This window comes from Halalkalicoccus tibetensis (assembly GCF_037996645.1).
Taxonomy (GTDB): Archaea; Halobacteriota; Halobacteria; order Halobacteriales; family Halalkalicoccaceae; genus Halalkalicoccus; species Halalkalicoccus tibetensis.
This window is the reverse complement of the sequence record NZ_JBBMXV010000002.1, coordinates 1-24512: the sequence shown is the minus strand read 5'-3', so window position 1 is coordinate 24512 and position 24512 is coordinate 1. Positions and strand designations below refer to the sequence as shown.

Genomic DNA, 24512 nt, shown 5'->3' with positions numbered 1-24512 from the left:
TGTATAGCGTGCGATCAGGAACTGCCTCGCCGATAGAGCAGCAGGTCGACCCCGGTCAGGAGTATCGCGAGGCCGAGCACTCCGGCTCCGGCCGTCGGCTCGCCGACGGAGAACGCGTAGGCCGCGAGCCCGAACAGGAGCAGGTCCAACAGCGCGATCGAGAGGAGCATCCCGGCGGGGCCGGTCTCCTCGTCCTCCCCTTCGCCGCCCTCGTCGTTGGCCTCGCCCTGGCCCGCGCGCTCGTTCTCGGCGTTCGCGCCCATGGTCGCCCTTCGGCCGGACGCTACTAACGGTTGTGCTCCGCTACGTCGCCGTGCTGCCGATCCCGACCGGAATGCCATCCATCGTCCGAAACCTGAAACACGAGCGCCGAGAGGTCCCGGTATGGAGCTCGTGGAAGCCACCGCGGACGACCTCGATGCGCTCGCCAACCGTTGGTACGACCTCGGGACGGGAATGGAGGAGTACTCCGAGCTGAACGAGCTCGCCTACACGGACGTCGATGAGGTCCCCGACGACGGCTTCCGCGCTCACCTCGACAGCGAGGACGTCACGGACTACCTCGTCGTTCACGAGGACGAGACCGTCGGCTTCGTCACGCTCCGCGAGGGTCGTCACCCCTCCCGGCAGTACTCGAACTACCTCCGTATCGTGAACGTCGCCATCGACGAAGCCGATCGGAGCCGAGGTCACGGCACGGCGGTCATCGAGCGCGTAAAAGAACTCGCTCGCGAACGGGGCTGTGACCATATCAAAGTCTCCTGTGAGTGGCACAACGAGGGCGCACGCCGGTTCTATCGCGATGCGGGTTTCGAGCCGAAGCAGGTCGACTACGCACAGCCTCTAGAGTAAGTGGCTCTGTTGAAACCCTCGATCGGCAACCGATTTCGGGGAGTCGTATCGAATACAGGGCGCGAATACCGTACGAGGTCCGGCTCGATTCGCGAAAGGAGGACCGCTCAGTATGGTCTTAGTGGTCCACGTATTTAGGAGGCGACGAGAGATGGATGACCATGGTGGATGTCGTCCTGCTTCGGCTCAGGGTGCGATCCGGATGGCCGCGACTGGTGATGGGACTTCTCGTCCGGATCTTCAGGCTCGAACAACGCATCATGAACGAGGGTGGAACGATCGGGGAGACCTTCCGGAACTGGGTGAACGCACAGTTCGAACCGATCCTCGTCAATGAAGGGATGTATACTGAATCCGCCTTTCTGGGTCGGGAGGACGACGATATCTGTCTGTTCTGGTATATGGAAGCGGACGATGTCGAAGCCGTGTACGAGGCGTTCGACGCCTCGGACCACCCCGTGACGAGCGAACGGGCCATCGGCTGGTTCTTCGAGAACCCTGAAAAGGTCCTCACGGCTGACGTCGAAAGCGATTATCCACTTCTCTTGCATGCCTGGCATCCCGATAGACCGTGATTCGCGAGGATTCGATGAACAGGTACACCTCATCGATTAGTAAGCGGGTGTACTGATCAGTTGATTCGTGGTCTCGAAGCGAGTACCCGGTTCGATATCCGTCGCCGCCGCTTCGACTCTCGCCCGATCGCCGCCGTTCGAAACGAGGCTATGCTCACTCAACAGACCATTCTCAATTGGTGCTCACGATCTTGACCACGTCGCCCTCGCTCAGTTCGTGGCCCTCGCCGACTCGGCGGTTCGAACGGGCGTCGACAGCGTGCAAGTAGCCCTCGCCGATGTCGCTATGGACGGCGTACGCGAGGTCCTTCGGCGTCGAGCCCGCCGGCAGGAGGAAGGCGTCGGGCAGGACCCGACCCTGCCCGTCGGTCCAGTGCGTCTCGTTCTGGACGGGGTAGGCCGTGAAACGGTCGAGCAGGTCGTAGACCGCGGTATCGAGGGCGGCCTGTACCCCGGTTCCGTCGTACTCGCCCATCGTCCCCTGAAGTTCCTCCAGTCTCGCCCGCTGGGCGTCGCTGAGTTCCCCGAGAACCTCGAAGTCGGGGTCGCCCGGGTCGTATTCGATCAGTCCCGTCTCGGCCCCCTTTCGCAGGGCGAGCTCGCCCTCGGCGGTGGTCGGGATCACGTGCCGGCCCGCCTTCTCGCCCGCTTCGCGCAGCCGTTCTATGTTCTCGGCGGGTGCGATATCGGCTTTGTTCGCGGCCACGAGGATGGGTTTCGTCCGCGCGCGGACGAGCCTGGCGAGCGCCCGCCTGTCCTCGTCGGTCCACTCCCGTGGGTTCTCGGGGTACTCGAGTTCCCGCAACACGACCGCGACGTCGGCCTCGCTCGCGCCGAAGCCCGTCAGGACCTCCGAGATCGCCTCGTCGATGTCGAAGCCCGGCGACCGGGACTGGCGCTCGACGCTTTCCCAGTTGCGATCGACGATCCCCGCGAGCCAGCGGTCCATCTCCTCCTCGATGAAGTCGATCTCCTCGACGGGGTCGTACGTGCCGACGTCGACGGGCTCGCCCTCGGCGTTCGTCCCGCCGGAGGCGTCGATGACGGTGATGATCGCGTCGGCATCGGTGAGCGCGTCCAAAAACTGATTGCCTAGCCCGCGGCCCTCGTGAGCGCCCGGAACCAGCCCGGCGACGTCGATCAGCTCGGCGGGGACGTAGCGCTTCCCCTCACGACAGTTCTCGTTGTCACAGCGTTCCTCGCGGGCGAGACACGGGCAGTCGGTGCGGACGTAGCTCACTCCCCGGTTGGGGTCGATCGTCGTGAACGGGTAGTTCGCCATGTCGACGTCCGCGCGGGTCGCGGCGCTGTAGAAGGTCGACTTGCCGGCGTTGGGCTTGCCGGCGAGCGCGAGCGAGAGCATACCCCTGCTACCGCCGAGCGGGGGAACTGCCTTTCGGTGGCCTCTCGTCGAGCCCTGCCCCGATCGGTCGGCTTTTGGGTCGAACTGGGTAATAGAGGGTATGGCAACGGAGTTCCTTTCCCACGCGGACCTCGTCGAGCGGCTCGAGGACCACACGTTCGATCGCCCGCCCGCGATCGTCTGCAACGCCCACATCACCGGGCTGGGGGTCGCCCGCGCGCTCGCGGCCCACGACGTCCCCGTGATCGCGATCGACCGCAACGGCGACGGGGTCGCCCCGTCCTCGGAGGCCGTCGCGTTCGCCGGGGAGGTCACCTACCCGCTCGACGACCTGGATGGCTTCCGTGCGGACGTCGAGGCGATCGCCGCTGCGGTCGAGGGCGAACCGGTCGCGTTCGGCTGCATGGACGAGTGGGTCCACGCCTTCGCCGACAGCGAGCCCGCGGGCGTTCGTCTGCCCTTCGCCGAGAAACGCGTCGTCGATCGCGTGCTCGATAAGGAGTCGCTCTACGGGATCGCCGAGGGGCTCGACGTCCCCTACCCCGAGACTCACCGGATCGCCGGGATCGGCGACGAGTCGCCCGATGCTGCCGCCGCGCTCGGCGATCCCCTCGACCCCGAGGCGGTCCTCAACCATCTGGAGTTCCCGTTCGTCGTCAAGCCCGCGCGGAAACGCGAGTTCGAGGAGGCGGTCGGGACGAACGTCATCGAGGTCGAGAGCGAGGCCGAGTACGCCGACGTGATCGAGACGGCCCGCGAGGCCGATATCCGCGTGATGGCTCAGGAGCGGGTGCCGATCGCGCAGGGCGAGGACTGCTCGCTGGCCTCCTACGTTCCCCCCACTGGAGATCCCCTGACCTTCGTCGGCAACCCGCTGGTCAGGTATCCCCGCGCGTTCGGCACTTCGTGTGTCGTCGAGCGCGTCGACCGCCCGGAGATCGAGGAGCGCGCCCTCTCGGTGCTCTCGGAGACGGAGTACTATGGAATCAGCGAGTCGGAGTTCGTCTACGACCGCGAGCGAAAGGAGTACGTCCTCCTCGACATCAACACCCGGCCATGGAAGTGGATCGGCCTCCCCGTTGCTGCGGGCGCGAACCTCCCGATGGCCGCCTACGCCGACGCGACGGGTGCGGAGTACGAACCCACGGCAGTCACGGACGCGCGCTGGGTCTACCTGCCCGACTACCTCGAACTGCTCGCGACCGACGAGAGCTTCGGCGACGTGATGAGCGAGGCCCAGTGGACGGCACTGATCTCGGGCGAGTTCGAGGACGGCGATGACCTGGCGACCGGCGTCTACTCGCCGAGCGATCCCGGCCCCACGTATGACGTGATCCGAACGGAGTTCGGCGGAATCGAGTACTACTGTTCCTGCTAGGGGACCTTTTTGCGCTTCGGGATTCGCTCGTTCGCTTCGCTCACTCGCGAACCGCTCAGCGCAAAAACCTCCTCCAAAAAAGCCGGCGCGGCGGAGCCGCGCCGGTCCACTCCGTTTACCCAGCAAGGGCCTCACAGTCCCCGATATCTCCCTGCTGATTTGCTCGCCACAATCAGGCGGCTTTTGGCGGCGGGGTCCGACCCCACGGGTATGACGGACGAGCGAATGGGGCTCAACCTCTTCACGATGAACTCGGTCGAACACGTCAGCGCCGGCTCCTGGCGCTATCCGGGCGACCAATCCCACCGATATACCGACCGGGAGTACTGGACCGAGCTGGCACGCACCGCCGAACGCGGCGGGTTCGACGCGATCTTCTTCGCCGACGTGCGGGGGATCTACGACGTCTACGGCGACGACCGGGAGATGGCGATCGAGCGCGCCGTTCAAACGCCCTCGAACCACCCCCAGGCGCTGGTGCCCGCGATGGCCGAGGTGACGAACCACCTGGGATTCGCGATCACGCGCTCGACGACCTACGCCCATCCCTACCAGCTCGCCCGCGAGTTCTCGACGCTCGACCACCTCACCGACGGCCGGATCGCGTTCAACGTCGTCACCTCGTATCTCGAGAGCGCCGCCCGGAACCTCGGCCTCGACGAGCGCATGGACCACGACGAGCGCTACGACCGCGCCGAGGAGTTCATGCAGGTCTGCTACCGCCTCTGGGAGGGAAGCTGGGACGACGATTCCGTAGTACGGGACCGCGAGGCCGGCGTTTACACCGACCCGGGGAAGGTCCGGGAGATCGACTTCGAAGGGGAGTATTTCGACGTGCAGGGTCCCCACGGCTGCGAGCCCTCGCCCCAGCGCACGCCAGTAATCTACCAGGCGGGCTCCTCCGATCGGGGGCGCGCGTTCGCCGCGAAGAACGCCGAGGCGGTCTTCACGAGCCAGCCGACCGAGGAGGGCGTGAGGGAGTACATGGACGACATGCGAGAGCGCGCCGCTTCACATGACCGGGAGCCCGATTCGCTCGACTTCTACGCCGGGATCGTCCCGATCGTCGGCGAAACCGAGGAGATCGCCGAGGCCAAACACGAGAGCTACAAGGAGACCATCGACGTGGAGGCGACCCTCGCGCTGCTCAGCGGCTTCATGGACATGGACCTCTCGGAGCTCGACCCCGATCAGAAGCTCGAACACATCGAGACCGAGGCGATCCAGGGTGCGGTGAACGCCTTCACGAAGGGCGATCCCGACCGCGAGTGGACGGTGCGGGAGATGGCGCAGTTCGCCGGGCTCGGGACGACCTCGCCGGTGGTGGTCGGCACACCAGTAGAAATCGCCGACGCCTTCGAGTACTGGTTCCACGAGGTCGGCGTCGACGGGTTCAACGTCAAGGAGGTGGTTCGACCGGCGAGCCTGCGCGATTTCGTCGACCTCGTGGTTCCTGAGCTCCGCGAACGGGGGCTCGTCCGCGAGGAGTACGAGGGGGGGACGCTGCGCGAGGGCATGACGGGGCGATCGGGCCTTCCCGAGGACCACGCCGGGAGGCGCGAGGCGCTGTCGGAAATGGGGCTGTAGTTACAGCGAGACGGCCATCATCACTTCGTCGACGTACTCGCCGTCGATCTTGTAGTGGTCCTCCCGAACCGCCTCGACCTCCCAGCCGTGACCCTCGAGGAACTCGATAGCCCCCTCGTTCGTCGAGGGCACGCTCTGATAGACCCGTTCGTAGCCCTGCGAGCCGGCCCACTCCAACCCGCGCTCGAGCAGGTGGCCCCCGAGGCCGTAGCCGCGGTACTCCTCGAGGACGCCCGTCGTGAGCTCCGCGGTGTGTGAGAGCTTCTCGATCTCCGGCGACTGGAGGTGCGTCCAGCCGACGACCTCGTCGTTGACCGTCGCGACGAAGAACACCCGCGACTCGACGTCGTCCTGGCGGAGCAGCTCGCGCTCGTGGTCGAGCTCCTGGGCGACGGTCTCGGCGACGATGTATGTGCGTTTCTCGGCGACCTGCCGGAGGACGCCGAGGATGCCGGAGAGATCGGCCTGGCGGGCCGGTCGGACGTGGAACTCGATGTCGTCCCGGGTGAACTCCTCCTCCTCGCCCTCTAGTTCGGGAACGACCTGAAGTCCGCCACCCAGTGCCTCCTCCAAGAGGCCGTTTCGCTTCAGGATCGCGACGTGGTGGCGAAAGCCGCCGGGGTCCTGCGGGAAAACCGTCTCCTGGACGCTCCCGTGATCGGTCGGTCCGTGTTCCTTCACGTACTCGTAGATCCGTTCGCGGTCGCCGTGGTCGAGGTCGGGCTGGGTCTGGGCGTTCATGATTAATGATACCACACCACTAACCAATAATCTTACGTCCGATCTATCGGCGGTCCGGAACGTGGGTAAGGAGCTGGGCAGTATCCCGAAGGTGGTGGGTCTCGACGAACAGCTCGGCGGTCTCCCGGACCGAGAACTGGGCGTCGATCCCGACGCCGTAACACAGCGCGTACAGCTCCAGCCACTCGTTGAGCGCGTCCTCGATCGCGTCGTGCTCCGCCCGCGAGAGGCGTCCGCCGTTCGAGCGCGCCTCGATGTAGACCGCAAGAACGGGCCACAGCCCTTCTCTCAGGTACGAGAGGGCCCGTTCGTCCGGGTTCTCAGGAGGATCGAACGCCGCTCGCTCCTCGCGGGCGCGCTCCGCGAGCGCCCCGATCCGGGCCTCACGGCCCGCGCCCCCCGCGCTCATCCCTCGCGGAACTCGACGCCCTTCCCGCCGCGCGGGTGCTCCCAGCGGGTGTCGGCGACGATCGCACACGTCCCACACTCGACACAGGGCTGGGTGTCGAGGCTGACGAGTCGTTCCTCACCTCCGTTGGTCTTCACCACCTCCTCGCGGTAACAACCCCCGCCGAAGTCCTGCGCGCTGACCGGACAGGCCGTCACCGCCGCGCCGCTGGCCTCGACCGACTCGTCGAGCAGTTCGATGTGTGGGTTGCCCACGTCGGTGTCGTAGGTCAACTCGCCGATCCGGTCGGCGAGGCTCGGCGGCTCGACGTCGTTCTCGCCCTCGACTGGCTCGCCGAGCTCCTCGGCGATGACGGCCGGGAGCGTTACGTAGGGCGTCGCGGTGTCGGGGACCATCATCGAGAGGTACGGCGAGCCGTAGAGCCGCTCCAACTGGCCCGAGAGCGCGCGGACCCCCGCCCGTCCAACGCGGGAGTCGACCACCCTGTCGGTGAGGGCCGCGACCGGGGCGCGCTCGCCCAGGGCGCTTGCGACCTCGTAGCGCCGCGGGCGGAGCTTCGCCATCACGCCCTCGTCACGGAGGCGTTTCGCGTAGCGCTCGCCCGCGAGGGTGGGATCACCCCGCGAGCGCGCCTCGACGAACGCTTCCGCGGCGAGCGCGCCCGCCGTCACGGCGTGGTTCATCCCCTTGATGATCGGCCCCTGGGCCTGCATCTGCCCGCCCGCGTCGCCCACGAGCACGAGCCGACCCTCGTGGGGCTCGGGGTTGGCGACCTTCTTCGAATCCGGCACCAGCTTCGCGCTGTACTCCCGTTCGTGGTAGTCGTCGTCGAGCCACTCCCCGAGGAGCGGGTGGGTGAGCAGCACGTCCAGCAGTTCGTGGGGTTCGGCCTCCTCGGCGACCAGCGAATCGAGGTGGAAGACCGTCCCGATCGAGAGCGACTCCTCGTTGGTATAGAGGAAGCCCCCGCCCCGGACGTCCGAGAACAGGTCGCCCGAGAAGAGGTGGGCCTCGCCCTCATCACTATCTAGCCCGAACCGGTCGTTCACGTCGGGCAGGTCGACGACCGCTTTCACGCCCTGGAACCACTGCTCGGGCTCCTCCCAGTCCATCAGCCCGGCGTCCCGGGCGAGCTCGCTGTTGACGCCGTCGGCCGCGACGATCAGATCGGCGCGGATGGGATCGAGCTCGTCGCAGGTGACGCCGACGATCTCCCCGCCGTCTCTGAGAAGGCCGTTCACCCGCACCTCGGTCAGCAGCCCGCCGCCCGTTTCCCTCGTCATCTCGTGGACCCGCTCTGCGAGCCACGAGTCCATCCGCCGCCGCAGCACCGCGTCGGACCACTCGGTGTCGTGCTCGTGCAGGCCGGTGATGTCGAACGTCTTCACCCGATCGCCGGCGACGTTGTGGAGGTAGTACTCCGTGATGGGGCGCTCGGCGGCCTCCTCGCGGAAGTCGGGAAAGAGGTCGTCGATCGTGTAGGGGGCCGATCCCTCGGCGTAGAGCAGCCCCCCGGAGACGTTCTTCGAGCCGGCGTCGACGCCGCGTTCGAGCACCAGCGTCTCGACGCCGTTGCGAGCGAGCGTGGCGGCCGCGGCCGCCCCGCCCGGTCCGCAGCCGACGACGACCGCCTCGTAGTGCTCGTAGTCGTCTGTACTCCCGCCCGCGTCGGCCGCCTCACCCCGATCGAGCGCCTCCGCAGGTGCGTTCTCGGTCTTCTCGGCGGGATCGGTGTTCGCGGCCATCAGTCATCACCCCCTCCGTCGGCGGCAATCGGGACCGGTTCGCCGCGCTCGATCGCCTCCGTGAGCCGCGGGAGGACCTCGAAGAGGTCGCCCTCGATGAAGTAGTCCGAGAAGTCGCGGATGTCGGCCTCGGGGTCGGTGTTGATCGAGACGATCGTCTCGGAGTCGTCCATCCCCACCTTGTGCTGGATCGCGCCGCTGATCCCCGCGGCGATGTAGAGGTCGGGCGCGACGACCTGGCCGGTCTCGCCGATCTGGCGTTCCTCCTTCGCGTAGCGCTCGACGTGGCCCTCGAACTGATAGGAGGAAGTGACGATCCCGCGGCTGATCCCCAGATCGGCGTCCTCGAAGGCGTCGACCAGTTCGAGGCCGAGCTCCATTCCCCTCGTGGGATCGTCGCCGATCCCGCGCCCGAGCGCGACGATCACCTCCCGCCCCGTGAGGTCCACGCCGCCTTCGAGGCGGTCGTGGTCCTCAATCGTGACGCGGAACCACTCCTCGTCTAAGGTCGCCTCGAACTCCACGATCTCGCCCTCGCGCTCGAAGTCGGGTTCGGGCAGGTCGAAACTCCCCGGGATGACCGAGGCGCCCTGCGGGTGGAACTCTCTCCCGGGAGCGTCGAGACAGAGGATGGTCGAGTACTCGAAGCCCGAGAAGTCGGGCCGTTTCATGTGGAGCACGCGCTCGAACTCCTTCTTGTCGCCGGCCCCGCCCGTCTTCGCGGGGTTCGAGATGACCGTCTCCTCGATGTAGAGGCCCGAACAGTCGCTGGCGAGCCCCGAATCGAGCTCGGCCTGGACCTGTGCCGAGAGGTCCCGGCCGTTGTTCGTCGCCGGGAAGAGCACGTACCGGGGCTCGTCGTAGACCTCGCCCTCGGTCGTCTTCCAGTCGGCGTCGGCTCGTGAGGTGTCCCGCTCGCTTCCCGATCCGGCCCGGGCCATCTCGCAGAACACCTCGGTGTAGGGCTTGTGGTAGAACCGTTCCAACCGATCGTCCTCGGTGTAGATCGCCACGTCCGCGCCGTAGGCGATCGTTTCCTCGGCCAACTCCTCGACCGAATCGCCGATCACGACCGCGACGACGCGCTCTTCCTCGTCATAGGAGTCGTTGTAGCCGTCCATCAGCTCGCGGGCCTTCCCGAGCATCTCCTTTGCGGCGTCGATCAGCTCGCCCCGCTGGGTCTCACAGTAGACCCACATGTCCCGGTAGTCGCCACCCTCCAAGGCCTTCACGTACTGTTTGTCCGCCGTCGGGTGGTCGAGGTCGGGGTGTTTCTCCTCGGGCGGGAGCCGCTCCGTCGTCTCGCCCTCCTCGCTGCCCTGGACGGAGTCGAGCTGGCTCTCGATCAGTCGCTTCGCGGTCTTCCGGTCCTGTCCCTTCTTCTCCTCCTCCAGCAGGACTTCCAGTTCGTCGACGTCGTCGATCTTCCGGACGAGGTTGCCCAGTTCGGCGACGGTGTGCTCGCTCGGGTCGACGTCCGTTGGACTCTCCTCGTCCTCCTCTTCGGCCTCCACTTTTTCGATCCGGCTGACGAGCAGGGTCTTGACGTCCTCGCGGTTCGGCCCGCCCTCCTCGATCTCGAGCATCTCCTCCAGCTCATCGAGGTCCTCTACTTCCCGCAGCTTGGGCCCGAGCTCCGCGATGTCGTGATCGCGCGGGTTGAGTTCGACCATCGTCAGTCACCCCCTGCGGCAGCCTCGCCGCCGGTGTAGGGCAGCAGTTCGTCGAGCACCGACTCCATCCCGGCCTCGTCGCCGGGTTCGACCATCGTCGCCTCGCGCTCGGAGGGAGCCTTCGGGATCGGATCCACGCCGGAAACGATTGTCGGCGAGCCGTCGAGCCCGATGTAGTCGGGGTCGAGGTTCAGCTCCTCGTGGTCCCACGTCGTGAGATAGCCCTCGTGGGACTCGGCGCGCGCTTTGGTCTCCTCGCGGAGGTCCTTGTACGTGAGGCGATGGGCGGCCTTTCTGTACGTCGGCTCGAACTCGGGGTCGGTGACGATCATCGCGGGAAGCGGCGCTTCGACGGTCTCGATCTCCTCGATGTCGCCCTCGACGAGCCGTTTCGCCCGGACGGTTCGCTCCTCCTCGTCCACGTCGAGCGCGATGACGTGCGTGAGGATCGGCCAGTCGAGACACCAGCAGGTCTGCGGGCCGGTGTGGCCCGTCTCGCCGTCGGCGGTCTTGAACCCCGCGAAGAGGAGGTCGGGCTCCTCGCGCGTTTCGGCGATCTTCTCAATCCCAGTCGCGAGCGTGATCGACGTCGCCCAAGTGTCGGCGGCGGCCATCTCGCGATCGGAGAGCAGGAACAGCTCGTCGGCGTAGACCGACTCCATGGCCTCCTGGAGCACGTCGCCGTAGCCCGGCGGGCCCATGCTCATCACGGCCGCGGTACCCCCGTGGCGCACCTTCGTCTGGAGGGCCGCCCGGAGCGCGAACGCGTCGTTAGGGTTCATCACCGTCGGGGTCTTGCCCCGCTCCAAGTGTCCCTCGTCATCGAACGAGACCGCTCCCTCGCTGAAGTCCGGGACGCCCTTCGTCAGCGTGACTGTGTACATGCCCACTCACCCCCTCAGGTCCGCCCCGCTCGACCCGCGTCGACGTCGATCGCGTCGACGGGACAGACGTCGACACAGAGCATGCAGTCGATGCACTGGGCCTCGTTCGTCGGGTCGGCCTTGATCTCGCTTTCGGGATGACCGGGCGTGTCGACCCACTCGAAGACGTCGACCGGACAGTCCTCCAGACACGCGCCGTCGGCCAGACAGACGTCGAAGTCGACCGCGACGTGCGTGCCGTGGATCCCCAACTGTTCTGGCTCCTCGACCGGTCCCCAGACGTCGTGGCCCCGGTGTGTGTCTACCTTCTCTCGGTTCTCCTCGAACGACGAATCGATGGACATTGGTATACATACCCACGATAACTCTTCACTTAAATCACTCGGCAAACATCATCATTGTCCGGTAGGGTCACTGGGGCGAGCCGCCGGGGTCCGTCGAGAGCCCCATGTTCACCTCGCCGCGGGCGCGGATCGTCCCGTCGACGACCCCGTCGCGGGCGAGATCGAGGTGCTCACACGAGATGTCGCCCCACACCCGCGCGTCCTCGGCGACGGTGACGGTCCCGCCACGGGTGGTGACGTCGCCGTGGACGATCGCGCCCGGGGCGATGGTGATGTCGTCTCGCGCACGCAGGCTGCCGAAGATCTCGCTGTCCTCGCCGAGCGAGATCGACTCCGTGCGGACGTTGCCGTGCAGCCGACAGTCCCGGCCGATATCGGCCGGCGCCGAGACCCGCCAGGCGTCGTCGGAGACGGTCGCGCCCGTCGGGATCGTGAGCGGCGGCGGGCCCTCCTCCTCGTCGAACATCCCCTCAAGGAGCTCCTCGGCGGCGTCGTCCTCGCCCATCCGGAGGAGGTGGGTGAGGTACATGAACAGGAAGACGACCGTCGGCATCGGGTTCCGGATGACGATCCAGCCGCTGGCCTCGAACCCCTCGGCGATCTGGACGTCGTCGCCGATGTCCAGATCGCCCCCGACGACCAGCTGGCCGTCGATCTCGATGCGCTCGCCGAGATACGCGTCCCCCCCGACGAGAACGTTGTCGGCGACCGTACACCAGGTATCGAGCCGGCAGTCGCCCTCGGCCTCGATGTGGCCGCCGAAACGCACGCGCTCGCCGGCGACGACGTTCCGGCCACGGATCCCGAACTCCACCGTGCTCTGTGCGCCGACGAGCACGTCGCCGTCGGCCACGAGGTCGTGCTCCTCGACGACGGTGCCGTCGGGGATGGAGAGCGCGGAGAGCGGGTCCGGCCGGAGTGACACGCCTTCCTTTCGTCGGCCGGACCTCTTAAAACTCCTGTGGCCGTCCGACGGGCGTCAGACGACAGGATCTTTGCGCTCGACGGCCTCGATCCAGCCATGACGACGATCTCCATCGACGACGAGGGCGTCGACGCCGTCTACGAAGGGACGGAGTTCCGCCTCGAGCGCGAGCTGATCGAGGAGGCCACGGAGAAGCGCTACTGGGACGTCACCGACCACGAGATCCTCCAGATCATCGAGGACAGCCCCGACCTCTCCGGCGAGCCCCGGCGCGTGGGCGACATCGTCGGGTGACCGCCGGTAGCTTTTACCCGGTCCCCCTCGACCGCCCGGTATGGACTCCACCCGGTTCGACCATCCCGCCTTTCGCGCCGCCGCCGGCACGCTGGCGGGCTACGGTATCGTCCTGGTCGTCATGACGGTTCTGCTCTTCCTGATACCGTACGCGGTCTTCGCGGCGTTCTAACGGTCGACGCTCCGGCCGAGCGTCGCCGAGTCGTCGTTTGCACAGTCCCCGACGAGCTTCGCGGGGTTGCCAACGACCGTGCAGTTGCCCGGCACCGAGTCCAGTACCACCGACCCGGCGCCGACGCTCGCGCCCTCGCCGAGCACGATCGGTCCCAGGAGCGTCGACCCTGCCCCGACGGTGACGTCGTCCTTCAGCGTGGGGTGGCGCTTCTCGTCGGCCAGCGAGTCCCCGCCGAGGGTCACGCCGTGATAGAGCATCACGTCGTCGCCGATCTCGGCGGTCTCGCCGATCACGACGCCCATGCCGTGGTCGATGAAGAACCGCCGGCCGATCTCGGCGCCCGGATGGATCTCGACGCCGGTCAGCCCGCGAGTGAGATGCGAGAGCAGTCGGGCGGCGAGGCGGAAGTCGGCGGACCAGAGCGCGTGGGCGATCCGGTGGAGCCAGATCGCGTGCAGGCCCGGGTACGCCAACAGGACTTCGAGCGTGCCCTTCGCCGCCGGGTCCTTCGCCTTCGCCGTCCGGACGTCCTCGCGTAGTCGCTCGAGCATGTCGCTATCTGGTTCCGATAACGCGTGTAGAATGGTAGCTGTTGTGGTACCGGTGGTCCGACGACCGGAATCAGGCGAACGTCTTCGAGACCTCGTCGTCCTCCTCCTCGGCCTGGATCTTCGCCCAGGCCTCCTCGAAGTCCGCCATGCGGACCTCGGTGCGGTCGTCGCGGATGGCGAACATCCCCGCCTCCGTACAGATCGCCTTGATGTCCGCGCCGCTTGCCTCGTGGACCTCCTCGGCAAGCGCCCCGAACTCGACGTCGTCGGAGACGTTCATGTTCCGGGTATGGATCTGGAAGATGAGCTCCCGACCCTCGACGTCGGGCTTGGGGACCTCGATGAGGCGGTCGAACCGGCCCGGGCGGAGGATCGCGCGATCGAGCATGTCGAAGCGGTTCGTGGCGGCGATGATCCGCACTTCTCCCCGATCCTCGAAGCCGTCCATCTCCGAGAGGAGCTGCATCATCGTGCGCTGGACCTCGGCGTCGCCGGAGGTCTTCGATTCGGTGCGTTTGGAAGCGATGGCGTCGATCTCGTCGATGAACAGCACGGCGGGCTCGTGGGCCCGGGCGACCTCGAAGAGGTCCCGAACCAGCTTCGCGCCCTCGCCGATGAACTTGTGGACGAGCTCGGAGCCGGCCATCTTGATGAAGGTGGCGTCGGTCTCGTTGGCGACGGCCTTCGCCAGCATCGTCTTCCCGGTGCCCGGCGGTCCGTAGAGGAGAACGCCGCTCGGGGGCTCGATCCCGACCTCCTCGAAGGCGTCGGGCTTCAGAAGCGGCATCTCGACGGTCTCGCGCACCTCGTTCATCTGCTCGTCGAGGCCGCCGATGTCGGTGTAGGAGACCTCGGGGCTCTCCTCGACCTGCATGACGCGGGCGCGGACGTCGGTCTCGCCCTCGAGCTGCTTGACGATCGACAGCGAGTTGTTGACCGCAACCCGGCTGTCGGGTTCGAGCTCCTCGCGCATCTCCTCGGTGACCTCGGTGAGCGCCTCCTGGTTGTTGCCGTGCTGTTTGATGATGACGCCTTCGTCGGTCAGCTCCTGGACCGTCGCGACGAACAGCGGCGACTGCTTGAGCTTCTTGTTCTCGTGGGTCAGGCGCTCGAGCTTCTGCTGGTACTTGTTGTTCTCGGCGTTCGCGTCGAGCAGCTTGTCGCGCATCTCCTCGTTCTGGTCCTCGAGGACGTCGAGCCGGTCGCGCAGCGCCTCGATCTTCTCCTGCTGTGAGGTGTCGTCCTCCTCGTAGGGAAGGTCCACGTCCTCGACGGTATCAGTCATTGCCCGATTTACGGCGCTGACTCATAAGAGGTTTCGGGTCAACCCGACTGAAATTCTCAGTAGTAATATTCCAAAAGGAGAAATATTATTACGTTGAATCCGGTAGATGGACGTGAAATGAGTACGTCAGAGGCAGTCACGGCCGGCCCGGGGGAGGAGACGGGATGGGAGGCGGTCCGGGAGCTCCCACCAAGTGCGAAGCTGGTGGCGAAGGTGCTCGAGTACAACGAGACACTGACCCAGAGCCAGCTCGCCGAGGAGACGCTGCTGCCCCCGCGGACCGTTCGCTACGCGCTGAACCGCCTCGAGGAGGAGGAGGTCGTCGAGTCGCGCTTCTCGTTTTCGGACGCCAGAAAGCGGCTCTACACCCTCGCGATCGAGTCGCGCTGAGCCCACGTAGCTTATCCCTCCCGCCCGCGAACCACGGGACATGACACGGGTGATCCACACCGGCGACACCCACATCGGTTATCGCCAGTACCACTCGGCCGAGCGCCGGGCCGACTTCCTGGCCGCCTTCGAGCGGGTCGCCGCCGACGCCGTCGACGACGGGGTCGACGCCGTCGTCCACGCCGGCGACCTCTTTCACGACCGGCGCCCCGACATCGGGGACCTGCTCGGCACGCTCGACGTGCTGCGCGATCTCGACGACGCCGGCGTTCCCTTCCTCGCGATCGTCGGCAACCACGAGGGAACTCGAGGCGGGCAGTGGCTCGATCTGTTCTCCCGGATGGGCCTCGCGACCCGCCTCGGGAGCGAGGGGGTCGAGATCGGCGAGACCACCTTCTACGGGCTCGATCACGTGCCGGCCTCCCGGCGCGACGAGCTGGAGTACGACTTCGCCCCGCCCGAAACGGAGCACACGGCGCTGGTCGCCCACGGGTTGTTCGAACCGTTCGCCTACGCCGACTGGGACACCCAGGAGCTGCTCGAACAGGCCTCCGTGGAGTTCGACGTGATGCTGCTGGGCGACAACCACCAGCCCGACCGCGCGGAGATCGAGGGGACCTGGGTGACCTACTGCGGCTCGACCGAGCGCGCGAGCGCGAGCGAGCGCGACGACCGGGGCTACAACCTCGTGGAGTTCGCCGAGGGCGAGGCCCACATCACCCGCCGGAGGCTCGACACTCGGGAGTTCGTCTTCATCGACGCCGAGCTCGGCGAGGGCGAGGGCGCCGAGCGGCTGCTCGAACGGGTCGGCCAGCACGAGCTCGAGGACCGGGTCGTGATCGTCACGGTCGAGGGCGAGGGCGAGCCGATCACGCCCGCGGAGGTCGAGTCGTTCGCGAGCGAGCGCGGCGCGCTGATCGCCCGCGTGAACGACAAGCGCGAGATCGAGGGGGGCGAGGCGGTCGACGTCTCCTTCTCGGATCCCGACGCCGCGGTGCGCGAGCGCCTGCGCGAGATGGGACTCTCGGCCGCCGCCGGCGACGTCGACGAGACCGTCCGGGCGAGCAAGATCGCCGACTCGAACGTCCGCGAGACCGTCGAGGAGCGGGTCCGGACGCTGATCAAGGAGGATCCGGGGGCGTTCGAGACGGCCACGAAAGCGGACGGATCGGCGACGTCCGAACCGACGACGGCGGACGAGGGGAGTCGGGACGGCTCGCCGACCGCCGGACCTGAGGCTGACGAGTCCGGAGCGGACGAAGCCGGAGTGGAAGGATCCGAGGCCGACGAGACTGAGGCCGACGACCCCGCGATGGGTGACTCGGAGACCGACGAGCCCGCGGTCGGGGCGACGGAGGCGACCGAGCGGCCCGAGGGGGCGACCTCGGACGGGCAGGCCCAGTCCTCGATGGAGGAGTACCTGTGAGGATCGAGCGCGTCCGCCTGGAGAACTTCAAGCCCTACCGGGATACCGACCTCCGGCTCGATCGCGGCGTCACGGTGATCCACGGGCTGAACGGCAGCGGGAAGTCCTCGCTGCTGGAGGCGTGTTTCTTCGCGCTGTACGGCTCCTCGGCGCTCGACGGCACCCTCGAGGACGTCATCACCAACGGCGAGGACGAATGCGAGATTGAGCTGTGGTTCAGCCACGACGGGGGATCTTACCGTGTCGAGCGCCGCGTCCGGCTCTCGGGCGAGCGCGCCCAGACCGCGACCTGCGTCCTCGAAACGCCGGAGGGGAGCGTCGAAGGGGCCCGCGACGTAGAGCGCTACGTCGAGGGGATGCTGCGGATGGACAGCGAGGCGTTCGTCAACTGCGCGTACGTCCGCCAGGGCGAGGTCAACAAGCTGATCCACGCCACCCCCGGCGAGCGCCAGGACATGATCGACGACCTCCTCCAGCTGGGAACCCTCGAGGAGTACCGCGAGCGCGTCAGCGAAGCTCGATTGGGGGTCAACGACGTCCGCACGGACGTCCAGGGCAGCCTCCGGGAGGTCGACTCGCAGATCGACGAGAAGGAGGGAAAGGGGCTGCCCGCGACCCTGAACGACCTCGAGACGGAGCTCAACGAGACCGAGAGCGAGATCGAGCGCTTCGAGGGGAACCGCGACAACGCCGAACGGACCCGCGAGGAGGCCGAGGAGGTCCTCGATTCCCACGAGGAGGTCCGCGGGGAGATCGCGACGCTCGAGGACGACATCGAGGAGCTCCGCGGGACGATCTCCTCGACCGAGGACGAGCGCGACGGGCTCAAGGGGGAGCTGGCCGAGACCCGCGAGCGGATCGCGGAGCTCGAGAGCGAGCGCGACGGGCTCCTCGCCGAGTCGGAGCTCGACCGTGCCAAGGAAGACGCCATCGAGGAGCGCCGCGGGGAGCTCGAGACCGAACTCGAGGGCTGTCGCGAGTCGATCCGCGAGGCCAGCCTCGACGCCCAGAGCGAGAAGAGCGATGCGAAGGCGGCCGCGGAGGCCGTCGAGGAGCTCGCCGAGCGCGCCGAGGAGGCCCGCGAGGAACGCGCGACCCTCGAAAGCGGGATCGAGGAGGGCGAGGCGGCGCTCGCGGACCGTCGGGAGGCGCTCTCGGAGCTCGACGGCGAGATCGAGGAGCTCCGGGATCGGTTCGACGACGCGCCCGTCGACGTCAGCGAGACGGACGAACTCCTCTCGGAGCTTCGCGAGCAGCGCGAGGGACTCCGCGAGCGCGAGACCGAGCTCCGGGCGAGCCTCGAGAGCGCCCGCGAGGCGGTCTCGGAGGGTGAGCGACTCCGCGAGGCGGGCAAGTGTCCCGAGTGCGGCCAGCCCGTCGAGGAGTCGCCCCACGTCGACGCCCTGGAGGATCGCCGCGAGCGGGTCTCGGAGCTCGAAGAAACGCTCTCGGAGCTCCGCGAGGGGCGTGAGGGGGTCGAGGACCGGATCGACCGGGCCGAGGCGCTCGCGGAGGCCGAGGAGGGGATCGCGAGGCGAAAGGAGCGCCGCGGGACGCTCGAGGAGCTCCTCAAGGAGCGCGAGGACGCGCTCGCGGAGAAGCGCGAGCGGGCCGCCGACCTCGAGGAGCGCGCTGCGGAACTCAAGGACGAGGCGGACGAGAAGCACGAGACGGCCGCCGAGGCCCGCGAACGCGCGGAGGAGGCCCAGGAGCGGATCGGCGAGCTCGACGAGCGCCGGACCGCCCTGGAGGAGCGCATCGGCCGGCTCGAATCGCTCGCGGACGTGCTCGGGAAGATCGAGGATGCCCGCGAGACGGTCTCGACGCTCCGCGAACGACGCGAATCGCTCGCGGAGCTGAACGACGAACGGCGCGAGCGCCTCGCGGAGAAGCGCGATCGGAAGGCGGAGCTCGAGGACGAGTACGACCCCGAGCGGATCGAAGACGCTCGGGACCGGAAGGCCGAGGCCGAGGACTACCTCGAGAAGGTCGAGCCGAAGCTCGCGGAGCTCGCAGAGGAGGAAGCACGGCTCCGCGACCGGATCGGCGGCGTGAAAAGCGAGCTCGAGGCGCTCGAGGAGCTACGGGAACGACGCGACGCCCTCGAGGAGCGCCTGGAAGCGCTGGACTCGCTCTACGGCGAGGCCGAGCAGCTCCAGGAGATGTACGGCCGGCTCCGTGCGGAGCTGCGCCAGCGCAACGTCGACCAGCTCGAACGGATGCTCAACGAGACGTTCGAGCTGGTCTATCAGAACGACGCCTACGCGACCCTCGAGCTCACGGGCGAGTACGAGCTCACCGTCTACCAGAAGGACGGCTCGCCGCTCGACCCCGAGCAGCTCTCGGGCGGCGAGCGCGCGCTGTTCAACCTCTCGCTTCGCTGTGCGATCTACCGTCTGCTCGCCGAGGGGATCGAGGGAGCGGCGCCGATGCCGCCGTTGATCCTCGACGAACCCACCGTGTTCCTCGACTCGGGTCACGTCTCGAAGCTGGTCGACCTCGTCGAGTCGATGCGCCGTCTGGGCGTCGAGCAGATCGTGGTCGTCAGCCACGACGACGAGCTCGTGGGGGCGGCCGACGAGCTCGTTCGGGTGAGCAAGGACCCGACGACGAACCGCTCGACCGTCGAGCGCGGCGAGGAGCTACTCGCCGCCGGGGCCGCGGAGTGAGGAGAGCGCCTCCGCCGCGAGCTCGGTCGTCCCGTAGCCCCGTTCGCCCGCGACCTCGCGCTCCTCGAGCAGCCCCGCCGCCCGGAGCTCCGTGACGGTGCCGTGGAAGTCGCTCTCACAGAGCGTGTCGAAGGAGAGCAGCTCCCGGACCGAGCGCGGTCCGCCCGCATCGAGGAAGAGCAGTAGGCCCAGGGTCCGGTCGTCGTGGACCGCCCGCAGGAGCCGCCGGGTCGGCTCGTCGACCTCGCTCGCGGCCGTCTCGAGGGGCGACTCGCCCACCGCGGAGAGCTCGCCGTTCTCGACGTAGCGCTCCTCGCCGGTCTCGGGGTCGCGCACCAGGCTCGCGTCGCTCGAGCGCTTGAGCAGGAGGTAGCGCGCGCCGTCGTCGTCCTCGACGGTCTGCATACCCGTCTTATCCACCCCGCGGGTTAGTCGCTGTCGGTGCCCAGCTCGTCGACGTCGAGGCGCCAGTACTTGTAGGTCCCCCGGGCGAGCGCGAGCAGGCCGACCGCGAGCAGCCCGCCGCCCAGATAGGTTCGCCCCTCGAAGACCAGGAAGAGCGCGCCGATGCTGGCGGCGAGGATCCCGACGTTGAACAGGACGACGAGCATCCAGAAGGCGCTCAGCAGGTCCGTCGGCGCGTCCTCGGGACCGAGGAGGCCGTCGGCGGGCAGCGAGACGTCGGGCGCGTCCGGCCCGAGGTCGGGCTCCTCCTCCTCGGGCTCGATGTTCGGGATCTCGGGGCCGAGATCGGGCTCGTCGGGCTCGTGCTCCGAGCGGTCGTCGGGGAACACGCTCGGGAGTCGGGCGAGTGGGAGCAAAAGCGATTCGACACGCGCCGGGCGCGTCGGGCTCAGACCTGGTCGGGGAGGGCCACGCTGTGGGTCGCCTTGACCCACGCGAGCGGGTTGCGGACGTCGTAGAAGACGATGCCCCCGGAGGTCTCGTACGTCTCGACGGACTCGACCGCGTCGAGTTCCAGTTCGTCGTCGGTGCCGCTTTGGCGTTCGTGATCGGCGCTTGACATCGTCGTCACCGTCTGGTGGTATGTGTTAACACAATATATGTCTTGTTGCTCCGTCACCCGTTGCCAAGATCGTGTCGGCTCGGACGAATAGCCGGACGAACGACCGTTCCATCGTCCATCGATCCGTTCGGCTCACCTCGTGGTCGCTCCTTAGTGCGCCTCGCTTGCCTCGGCGAACCTCGGTCGCAGCGGTGCTGCTTCCTGGTTTATCTCACTCTGTTCGATAAACCACGGTCGTTCAGCTGCGCTTCACTCCCCCACTTCACTTCGCTCCGCTCAGTGAACCACGGTCGCAGCGATGCTGCTCCCCGGTTTCGCTCGCTTCGCTCGCTAAACCACCGGTGTTTTAGCCACCCACGACCAACGAGCGGCTATATGGAGCAATCGGGGCTTTCCGCGTACGGGGACGTCGACGAGGGGCGTCCGGCTGCGGAGGCACGCGCCGTCGCCGGCAACGGGGACGGGAACGCGAGCGAGGTCGTCGACATCGACGAACGGCGGTTCCCGACGGTCGAGGGGACGATCGACCTCGGGGTCACGCAGGTCAACTACACCGTCGAGGAGACCTCGGACGGCGAGCGCCCCGTCATGCACGTCTTCGGGCGGGACGACGCCGGCGAGTCCCATCACGTTCGGATCTACGAGTTCCGGCCCTACTTCTACGCGCCGACGGCGACGCTCACCGACGAGGACCTCTCGGACAGCCGGATCACCGGCCACGAGGAGGGCTATCAGTCGATCCGGGGCGAGGAGCTGACGAAGATCTTCGGGCAGACCCCCCGCGACGTCGGGAACATGCGCGACCGGTTCGACCACTACGAGGCCGACATCCTCTTTCCCAACCGCCTGCTGATCGACAAGGGCATCAACAGCGGGATCCGGGTCCCCGACCGGCGCGACGACGACGGCTCCGTTCGAGCGCACCACGAGGAGATCGAGGCCGTCGAGGCCGAGGCCGACCTCCGGGTCCACAACTTCGACCTGGAGGTCGACGACCGCTCGGGCTTTCCCGAGGAGGGCGAGGAGCCGATCGTCTGTCTGACCAGCCACGACTCGACGCGCGAGGAGTACATCGGCTGGCTGTACATCGCACCCGAGAGTGACGGAACGTCGCCGTCCGAGCTGCCGGAGTACGCGCCGATCGCCGAGGGAACCGAGATCGACATCCGTGCCTTCGAGAGCGAGGAGGCGATGCTTGATGCGTACGTGAGCTACATCGAGGGGACCGACCCGGACGTGCTGACGGGCTGGAACGTCGACGACTTCGACGCGCCCTACCTGATCGACCGGCTGGAGCGCCTCGACGGCGGGACCGACTACGACCTCTCGAAGGAGCGCCTCTCGCGGGTCGACGAGGTCTGGCGCTCGGACTGGCAGGGGCCCAACATCAAGGGACGGGTCGTCTTCGACCTACTGTACGCGTACAAGCGAACTCAGTTCAGCGAGCTCGATTCCTACCGGCTGGACGCCGTCGCCGAGACCGAACTCGGGGTCGGCAAGGAGCGATACACCGGCGACATCGGGGATCTCTGGGAGCAAAATCCGGAACGCCTGCTCGAGTACAACGTCCGCGACGTCGAGCTCTGTGTCGAGATCGACGCGCGCCAGGGGATCATCCCCTTCTGGGACGAGGTACGCACGTTCGTCGGCTGCAAGCTCGAGGACGCCCCGACGCCGGGCGACACCGTCGACATGTACGTGCTGCACAAGGTCCACGGCGAGTTCGCGCTGCCCTCGAAGGGCCGCGTCGAGAGCGAGGACTACGAGGGCGGGGCGGTGTTCGACCCCATCACGGGGGTGAAGGAGAACGTCACCGTGCTCGACCTCAAATCGTTGTACCCGATGTGCATGGTGACGATCAACGCCTCGCCCGAGACGAAGGCCGGGCCCGACTACGAGGGCGAGACCTATCGCGCGCCAAACGGCATGGAGTTCAAACGCGAGCCCGACGGGATCATCCGGTCGATGGTCGACGAACTCCTCACGGAGCGCGACCGCAAGAAGTCCCGGCGGGCCGAACACTCGCCCGGCAGCGGCGAGTACGAGCGCTTCGACCGCCAGCAGGGCGCGGTGAAGGTCATCATGAACTCCCTTTACGGGGTGCTCGGCTGGGAACGCTTCCGGCTCTACGACAAGGACGTCGCGGGGGCGGTCACGGCGACGGGGCGGGAGGTCATCGAGTTCACCGAGGAGTCGGCGAACGAGCTGGGTTACACCGTCACCTACGGCGACACCGACTCGATCATGCTTGAGCTCGGCGGCGACGTCGACAAGGAGAGCGCCCTCGAACAGTCCTTCGAGATCGAGGAGCACATCAACGCCTCCTACGACGAGTTCGCCCGCGAGGCCCTCGGTGCGGAGGACCACCGTTTCCAGATCGAGTTCGAGAAGCTCTACAGGCGCTTCTTCCAGGCGGGGAGGAAGAAGCGCTACGCGGGCCACATCGTCTGGAAGGAGGGAAAGGACGTCGACGACATCGACATCACCGGCTTCGAGTACAAGCGATCGGACATCGCGCCGATCACCAAGGAGGTCCAGAAGGACGTCATCGAGATGATCGTCCACGGGGAGGACCTCGAGGAGGTCAAATCGTACGTCCACGACGTCATCGTGGACTTCCAGAAGGGGGAGATCGATCTCGAACGGATCGCGGTTCCGGGCGGGATCGGCAAGCGCCTCGACGCCTACGACACCGACACCGCACAGGTCCGGGGCGCCAAGTACGCGAACCTCCTGCTGGGAACGAACTTCACGCGCGGGAGCAAGCCAAAACGCCTCTACCTGAAGAAGGTCCACCCGAAGTTCTTCCGGCGCATGGAGGAAGAAGAGGGGTTCGACCCCCAGCGCGACCCGTTGTACGGGGAGTTCAAGCGCGATCCCGACGTGATCTGTTTCGAGTACGAGGACCAGCTCCCCGAGGAGTTCGAGGTCGACTGGGAGAAGATGCTCGAGAAGACGCTCAAGGGCCCGATCTCCCGCGTGCTGGAGGCCCTCGACGTCTCGTGGGACGAGGTGAAGTCGGGCCAGCAGCAGACGGGCCTGGGCAGCTTCATGTAGCGACCGCGTTAGCAGTTGGCAAAGTAAAGTTCGGGTTTCGGAAACCGATACGAGGAAAGACGAAACCATTATGGACGCCACGGCCCTTCGTCTAGCCGATTGAGGAGCCACAATGGCAACACTTGAACTGAAAAACCTGCACGCGGAAGTAGCGGAGGACGACGAGGCAGAGACGATCCTCAACGGGGTGGACCTCGAGGTCGACTCCGGCGAGATCCACGCGCTGATGGGCCCCAACGGCAGCGGGAAGTCCACCACCGCGAAGGTCATCGCGGGCCACCCGGCCTACGAGGTCACCGAGGGCGATGTGCTGATCCACCTCGAGGAGGGTGACTTCGGCGAGGACTTCGAGATCCCCGAGGACAAGCGCACGTGGGACCTGCTCGAGCTCGAGCCCAACGAGCGCGCCGCGCTGGGCGTGTTCCTGGCGTTCCAGTACCCCGCCGAGATCGAGGGCGTGACGATGTCGAACTTCCTCCGGACGGCCGTCAACGCGAAGTTCGACGAGCGCGAGGAGCTGTTCGAGGACGAGGAGCGCGAGGAGCCCGAACGCACCGAGTCCGAGGACACCGGCTACGACACCAGCCCGATGGAGGGTCCGGCCGACGACGGCGAGATCGGCGTCGCGGAGTTCCAGCAGCTCCTCAGCGAGAAGATGGAGATGCTCGACATGGACGAGAAGTTCGCGCGTCGCTACCTCAACGCCGGCTTCTCGGGCGGCGAGAAGAAGCAGAACGAGGTCCTGCAGGCCGCGCTGCTCGAGCCCTCGATCGCCGTGCTCGACGAGATCGACTCCGGGCTCGACATCGACCGCCTCCAGGACGTCTCGAACGGGATCAACGCGCTGCGCGACGAGCAGGGCACCGGGATCCTCCAGATCACCCACTACCAGCGGATCCTCGACTACGTCGAGCCCGACCGCGTTCACGTCATGCTCGACGGCGAGATCGCCATGAGCGGCGACGCGGAACTCGCCGAGAAGCTCGAGGAGAACGGCTACGACTGGGTCCGCGAGGAAGTCTACCAGACGGCCTGAACAGCACGACGACTACACCCATACATACCAACCAATGAGCTCAGAAGAACTCACGAAGAACCAGGAGCGCTTCGATCACAAAAACGAGGAGCGAAGCGCGCTTCGCTCCGGCAAGGGCCTCACCGA

25 protein-coding genes are annotated in these 24512 nt (G+C 67.0%); 11 read left to right on the top strand and 14 right to left on the bottom strand.

Annotated features, from left to right (window positions below; genetic code table 11):
* Positions 1-14: 14 nt before the first annotated feature.
* Positions 15-263: a hypothetical protein gene (locus tag WOA58_RS05370; RefSeq protein ID WP_340603144.1), complete on the bottom strand. Its 249-nt coding sequence runs from the start codon at positions 261-263 to the stop codon at positions 15-17.
* 121 nt (positions 264-384) lie between these two features.
* Between WOA58_RS05370 and WOA58_RS05365 the strand changes: the two genes are divergently transcribed.
* Together WOA58_RS05365 and WOA58_RS05360 are read left to right on the top strand one after the other, a co-directional pair.
* Positions 385-852 carry a GNAT family N-acetyltransferase gene (locus tag WOA58_RS05365; RefSeq protein ID WP_340603143.1) on the top strand — a complete coding sequence of 156 codons (468 nt, stop codon included), beginning with the start codon at positions 385-387 and terminating at the stop codon, positions 850-852.
* Between the two features lie 161 nt (positions 853-1013).
* Positions 1014-1427, top strand: a complete 414-nt coding sequence (locus WOA58_RS05360) for a DUF6176 family protein (protein WP_340603142.1) — start codon at positions 1014-1016, stop codon at positions 1425-1427.
* A gap of 172 nt (positions 1428-1599) precedes the next feature.
* Here the strand turns inward: WOA58_RS05360 and WOA58_RS05355 are convergent, their stop codons facing one another.
* Positions 1600-2790 carry a redox-regulated ATPase YchF gene (locus tag WOA58_RS05355; protein WP_340603141.1) on the bottom strand — a complete coding sequence of 397 codons (1191 nt, stop codon included), beginning with the start codon at positions 2788-2790 and terminating at the stop codon, positions 1600-1602.
* Positions 2791-2890: 100 nt separating this feature from the next.
* Between WOA58_RS05355 and WOA58_RS05350 the strand changes: the two genes are divergently transcribed.
* Both WOA58_RS05350 and WOA58_RS05345 read left to right on the top strand, forming a co-directional pair.
* Entirely contained in the window at positions 2891-4168 is a 1278-nt protein-coding gene (locus WOA58_RS05350) for a carboxylate--amine ligase (RefSeq protein ID WP_340603140.1), read from the top strand.
* A 210-nt stretch (positions 4169-4378) separates the two neighbouring features.
* Positions 4379-5755, top strand: coding sequence for an LLM class flavin-dependent oxidoreductase (locus WOA58_RS05345; RefSeq protein WP_340603139.1), 1377 nt, complete (start codon positions 4379-4381; stop codon positions 5753-5755).
* Here WOA58_RS05345 and WOA58_RS05340 read toward each other — a convergent pair whose 3' ends face one another.
* The 7 genes from WOA58_RS05340 to WOA58_RS05310 all read right to left on the bottom strand — a co-directional run bounded on the left by WOA58_RS05340 (position 5756) and on the right by WOA58_RS05310 (position 12476).
* Positions 5756-6496 (bottom strand): GNAT family N-acetyltransferase, encoded by a 741-nt coding sequence (locus WOA58_RS05340; protein WP_340603138.1) that lies wholly within the window; start codon positions 6494-6496, stop codon positions 5756-5758.
* Between the two features lie 43 nt (positions 6497-6539).
* Complete coding sequence (locus WOA58_RS05335; RefSeq protein WP_340603137.1) at positions 6540-6905, bottom strand: hypothetical protein; 366 nt, start codon at positions 6903-6905, stop codon at positions 6540-6542.
* Complete coding sequence (locus WOA58_RS05330) at positions 6902-8650, bottom strand: FAD-dependent oxidoreductase (RefSeq protein WP_340603136.1); 1749 nt, start codon at positions 8648-8650, stop codon at positions 6902-6904. Before WOA58_RS05330 ends, WOA58_RS05335 begins: the two co-directional genes overlap by 4 nt.
* The gene (locus WOA58_RS05325; RefSeq protein ID WP_340603135.1) at positions 8650-10323 is read right to left on the bottom strand and encodes an electron transfer flavoprotein subunit alpha/FixB family protein; all 1674 of its coding nucleotides are present in this window, start codon (positions 10321-10323) and stop codon (positions 8650-8652) included. The genes WOA58_RS05330 and WOA58_RS05325 overlap by 1 nt, the downstream gene beginning before the upstream one ends.
* Before the next feature lie 2 nt (positions 10324-10325).
* Entirely contained in the window at positions 10326-11207 is an 882-nt protein-coding gene (locus WOA58_RS05320; RefSeq protein WP_340603134.1) for an electron transfer flavoprotein subunit beta/FixA family protein, read from the bottom strand.
* Between the two features lie 14 nt (positions 11208-11221).
* Positions 11222-11551 (bottom strand): 4Fe-4S dicluster domain-containing protein, encoded by a 330-nt coding sequence (locus WOA58_RS05315; RefSeq protein WP_340603133.1) that lies wholly within the window; start codon positions 11549-11551, stop codon positions 11222-11224.
* Positions 11552-11618: 67 nt separating this feature from the next.
* The gene (locus WOA58_RS05310; RefSeq protein WP_390220510.1) at positions 11619-12476 is read right to left on the bottom strand and encodes a polymer-forming cytoskeletal protein; all 858 of its coding nucleotides are present in this window, start codon (positions 12474-12476) and stop codon (positions 11619-11621) included.
* Positions 12477-12572: 96 nt separating this feature from the next.
* Between WOA58_RS05310 and WOA58_RS05305 the strand changes: the two genes are divergently transcribed.
* Both WOA58_RS05305 and WOA58_RS05300 read left to right on the top strand, forming a co-directional pair.
* Positions 12573-12770 (top strand): DUF5800 family protein, encoded by a 198-nt coding sequence (locus tag WOA58_RS05305; protein WP_340603132.1) that lies wholly within the window; start codon positions 12573-12575, stop codon positions 12768-12770.
* Positions 12771-12810: 40 nt separating this feature from the next.
* Positions 12811-12942: a hypothetical protein gene (locus WOA58_RS05300; protein ID WP_340603131.1), complete on the top strand. Its 132-nt coding sequence runs from the start codon at positions 12811-12813 to the stop codon at positions 12940-12942.
* On the opposite strand, the gene cysE is transcribed toward WOA58_RS05300, so the two are convergent.
* Positions 12939-13529 carry a serine O-acetyltransferase gene (gene cysE / locus WOA58_RS05295; RefSeq protein ID WP_340603744.1) on the bottom strand — a complete coding sequence of 197 codons (591 nt, stop codon included), beginning with the start codon at positions 13527-13529 and terminating at the stop codon, positions 12939-12941. The two genes, WOA58_RS05300 and cysE, sit on opposite strands and share 4 nt — an antisense overlap.
* A gap of 37 nt (positions 13530-13566) precedes the next feature.
* Positions 13567-14781 carry a proteasome-activating nucleotidase Pan1 gene (pan1, locus tag WOA58_RS05290; RefSeq protein WP_340603130.1) on the bottom strand — a complete coding sequence of 405 codons (1215 nt, stop codon included), beginning with the start codon at positions 14779-14781 and terminating at the stop codon, positions 13567-13569.
* A 117-nt stretch (positions 14782-14898) separates the two neighbouring features.
* On the opposite strand from pan1, the gene WOA58_RS05285 reads away from it, so the two are divergent.
* The 3 genes from WOA58_RS05285 to rad50 are packed head-to-tail and all read left to right on the top strand — an operon-like array spanning position 14899 to position 19266.
* On the top strand, positions 14899-15171 hold the full coding sequence (locus WOA58_RS05285; RefSeq protein ID WP_340603129.1) for a MarR family transcriptional regulator: 273 nt from the start codon (positions 14899-14901) through the stop codon (positions 15169-15171).
* A gap of 40 nt (positions 15172-15211) precedes the next feature.
* Positions 15212-16597 carry a DNA double-strand break repair protein Mre11 gene (gene mre11, locus WOA58_RS05280; RefSeq protein WP_340603128.1) on the top strand — a complete coding sequence of 462 codons (1386 nt, stop codon included), beginning with the start codon at positions 15212-15214 and terminating at the stop codon, positions 16595-16597.
* The gene (rad50, locus tag WOA58_RS05275; RefSeq protein WP_340603127.1) at positions 16594-19266 is read left to right on the top strand and encodes a DNA double-strand break repair ATPase Rad50; all 2673 of its coding nucleotides are present in this window, start codon (positions 16594-16596) and stop codon (positions 19264-19266) included. Before mre11 ends, rad50 begins: the two co-directional genes overlap by 4 nt.
* Here the strand turns inward: rad50 and WOA58_RS05270 are convergent.
* From WOA58_RS05270 to WOA58_RS05260, 3 genes are read right to left on the bottom strand one after another with little or no spacing between them, the layout of a single operon-like run.
* Positions 19240-19671 carry a DUF7346 family protein gene (locus tag WOA58_RS05270; protein ID WP_340603126.1) on the bottom strand — a complete coding sequence of 144 codons (432 nt, stop codon included), beginning with the start codon at positions 19669-19671 and terminating at the stop codon, positions 19240-19242. The two genes, rad50 and WOA58_RS05270, sit on opposite strands and share 27 nt — an antisense overlap.
* A 23-nt stretch (positions 19672-19694) precedes the next feature.
* A complete protein-coding gene (locus WOA58_RS05265; RefSeq protein WP_340603125.1) occupies positions 19695-20060 on the bottom strand; it encodes a DUF7322 domain-containing protein in 366 nt (121 codons plus the stop codon).
* Between the two features lie 59 nt (positions 20061-20119).
* Positions 20120-20293, bottom strand: a complete 174-nt coding sequence (locus WOA58_RS05260; protein ID WP_461782287.1) for a DUF7331 family protein — start codon at positions 20291-20293, stop codon at positions 20120-20122.
* A 375-nt stretch (positions 20294-20668) separates the two neighbouring features.
* On the opposite strand from WOA58_RS05260, the gene WOA58_RS05255 reads away from it, so the two are divergent.
* Entirely contained in the window at positions 20669-23350 is a 2682-nt protein-coding gene (locus tag WOA58_RS05255; RefSeq protein WP_340603124.1) for a DNA-directed DNA polymerase, read from the top strand.
* A gap of 112 nt (positions 23351-23462) precedes the next feature.
* The gene (locus WOA58_RS05250) at positions 23463-24386 is read left to right on the top strand and encodes an ABC transporter ATP-binding protein (RefSeq protein WP_340603123.1); all 924 of its coding nucleotides are present in this window, start codon (positions 23463-23465) and stop codon (positions 24384-24386) included.
* Positions 24387-24512: the final 126 nt, after the last annotated feature.

Bases quoted from the DNA above. Each gene is read 5' to 3' on its own strand.
- WOA58_RS05370 (WP_340603144.1), bottom strand. From the start codon at position 263: ATGGGCGCGAACGCCGAGAACGAGCGCGCGGGCCAGGGCGAGGCCAAC.
- WOA58_RS05365 (WP_340603143.1), top strand. From the start codon at position 385: ATGGAGCTCGTGGAAGCCACCGCGGACGACCTCGATGCGCTCGCCAAC.
- WOA58_RS05360 (WP_340603142.1), top strand. From the start codon at position 1,014: ATGGTGGATGTCGTCCTGCTTCGGCTCAGGGTGCGATCCGGATGGCCG.
- WOA58_RS05355 (WP_340603141.1), bottom strand. From the start codon at position 2,790: ATGCTCTCGCTCGCGCTCGCCGGCAAGCCCAACGCCGGCAAGTCGACC.
- WOA58_RS05350 (WP_340603140.1), top strand. From the start codon at position 2,891: ATGGCAACGGAGTTCCTTTCCCACGCGGACCTCGTCGAGCGGCTCGAG.
- WOA58_RS05345 (WP_340603139.1), top strand. From the start codon at position 4,379: ATGACGGACGAGCGAATGGGGCTCAACCTCTTCACGATGAACTCGGTC.
- WOA58_RS05340 (WP_340603138.1), bottom strand. From the start codon at position 6,496: ATGAACGCCCAGACCCAGCCCGACCTCGACCACGGCGACCGCGAACGG.
- WOA58_RS05335 (WP_340603137.1), bottom strand. From the start codon at position 6,905: ATGAGCGCGGGGGGCGCGGGCCGTGAGGCCCGGATCGGGGCGCTCGCG.
- WOA58_RS05330 (WP_340603136.1), bottom strand. From the start codon at position 8,650: ATGGCCGCGAACACCGATCCCGCCGAGAAGACCGAGAACGCACCTGCG.
- WOA58_RS05325 (WP_340603135.1), bottom strand. From the start codon at position 10,323: ATGGTCGAACTCAACCCGCGCGATCACGACATCGCGGAGCTCGGGCCC.
- WOA58_RS05320 (WP_340603134.1), bottom strand. From the start codon at position 11,207: ATGTACACAGTCACGCTGACGAAGGGCGTCCCGGACTTCAGCGAGGGA.
- WOA58_RS05315 (WP_340603133.1), bottom strand. From the start codon at position 11,551: ATGTCCATCGATTCGTCGTTCGAGGAGAACCGAGAGAAGGTAGACACA.
- WOA58_RS05305 (WP_340603132.1), top strand. From the start codon at position 12,573: ATGACGACGATCTCCATCGACGACGAGGGCGTCGACGCCGTCTACGAA.
- WOA58_RS05300 (WP_340603131.1), top strand. From the start codon at position 12,811: ATGGACTCCACCCGGTTCGACCATCCCGCCTTTCGCGCCGCCGCCGGC.
- pan1 (WP_340603130.1), bottom strand. From the start codon at position 14,781: ATGACTGATACCGTCGAGGACGTGGACCTTCCCTACGAGGAGGACGAC.
- WOA58_RS05285 (WP_340603129.1), top strand. From the start codon at position 14,899: ATGAGTACGTCAGAGGCAGTCACGGCCGGCCCGGGGGAGGAGACGGGA.
- mre11 (WP_340603128.1), top strand. From the start codon at position 15,212: ATGACACGGGTGATCCACACCGGCGACACCCACATCGGTTATCGCCAG.
- WOA58_RS05270 (WP_340603126.1), bottom strand. From the start codon at position 19,671: ATGCAGACCGTCGAGGACGACGACGGCGCGCGCTACCTCCTGCTCAAG.
- WOA58_RS05260 (WP_461782287.1), bottom strand. From the start codon at position 20,293: ATGTCAAGCGCCGATCACGAACGCCAAAGCGGCACCGACGACGAACTG.
- WOA58_RS05255 (WP_340603124.1), top strand. From the start codon at position 20,669: ATGGAGCAATCGGGGCTTTCCGCGTACGGGGACGTCGACGAGGGGCGT.
- WOA58_RS05250 (WP_340603123.1), top strand. From the start codon at position 23,463: ATGGCAACACTTGAACTGAAAAACCTGCACGCGGAAGTAGCGGAGGAC.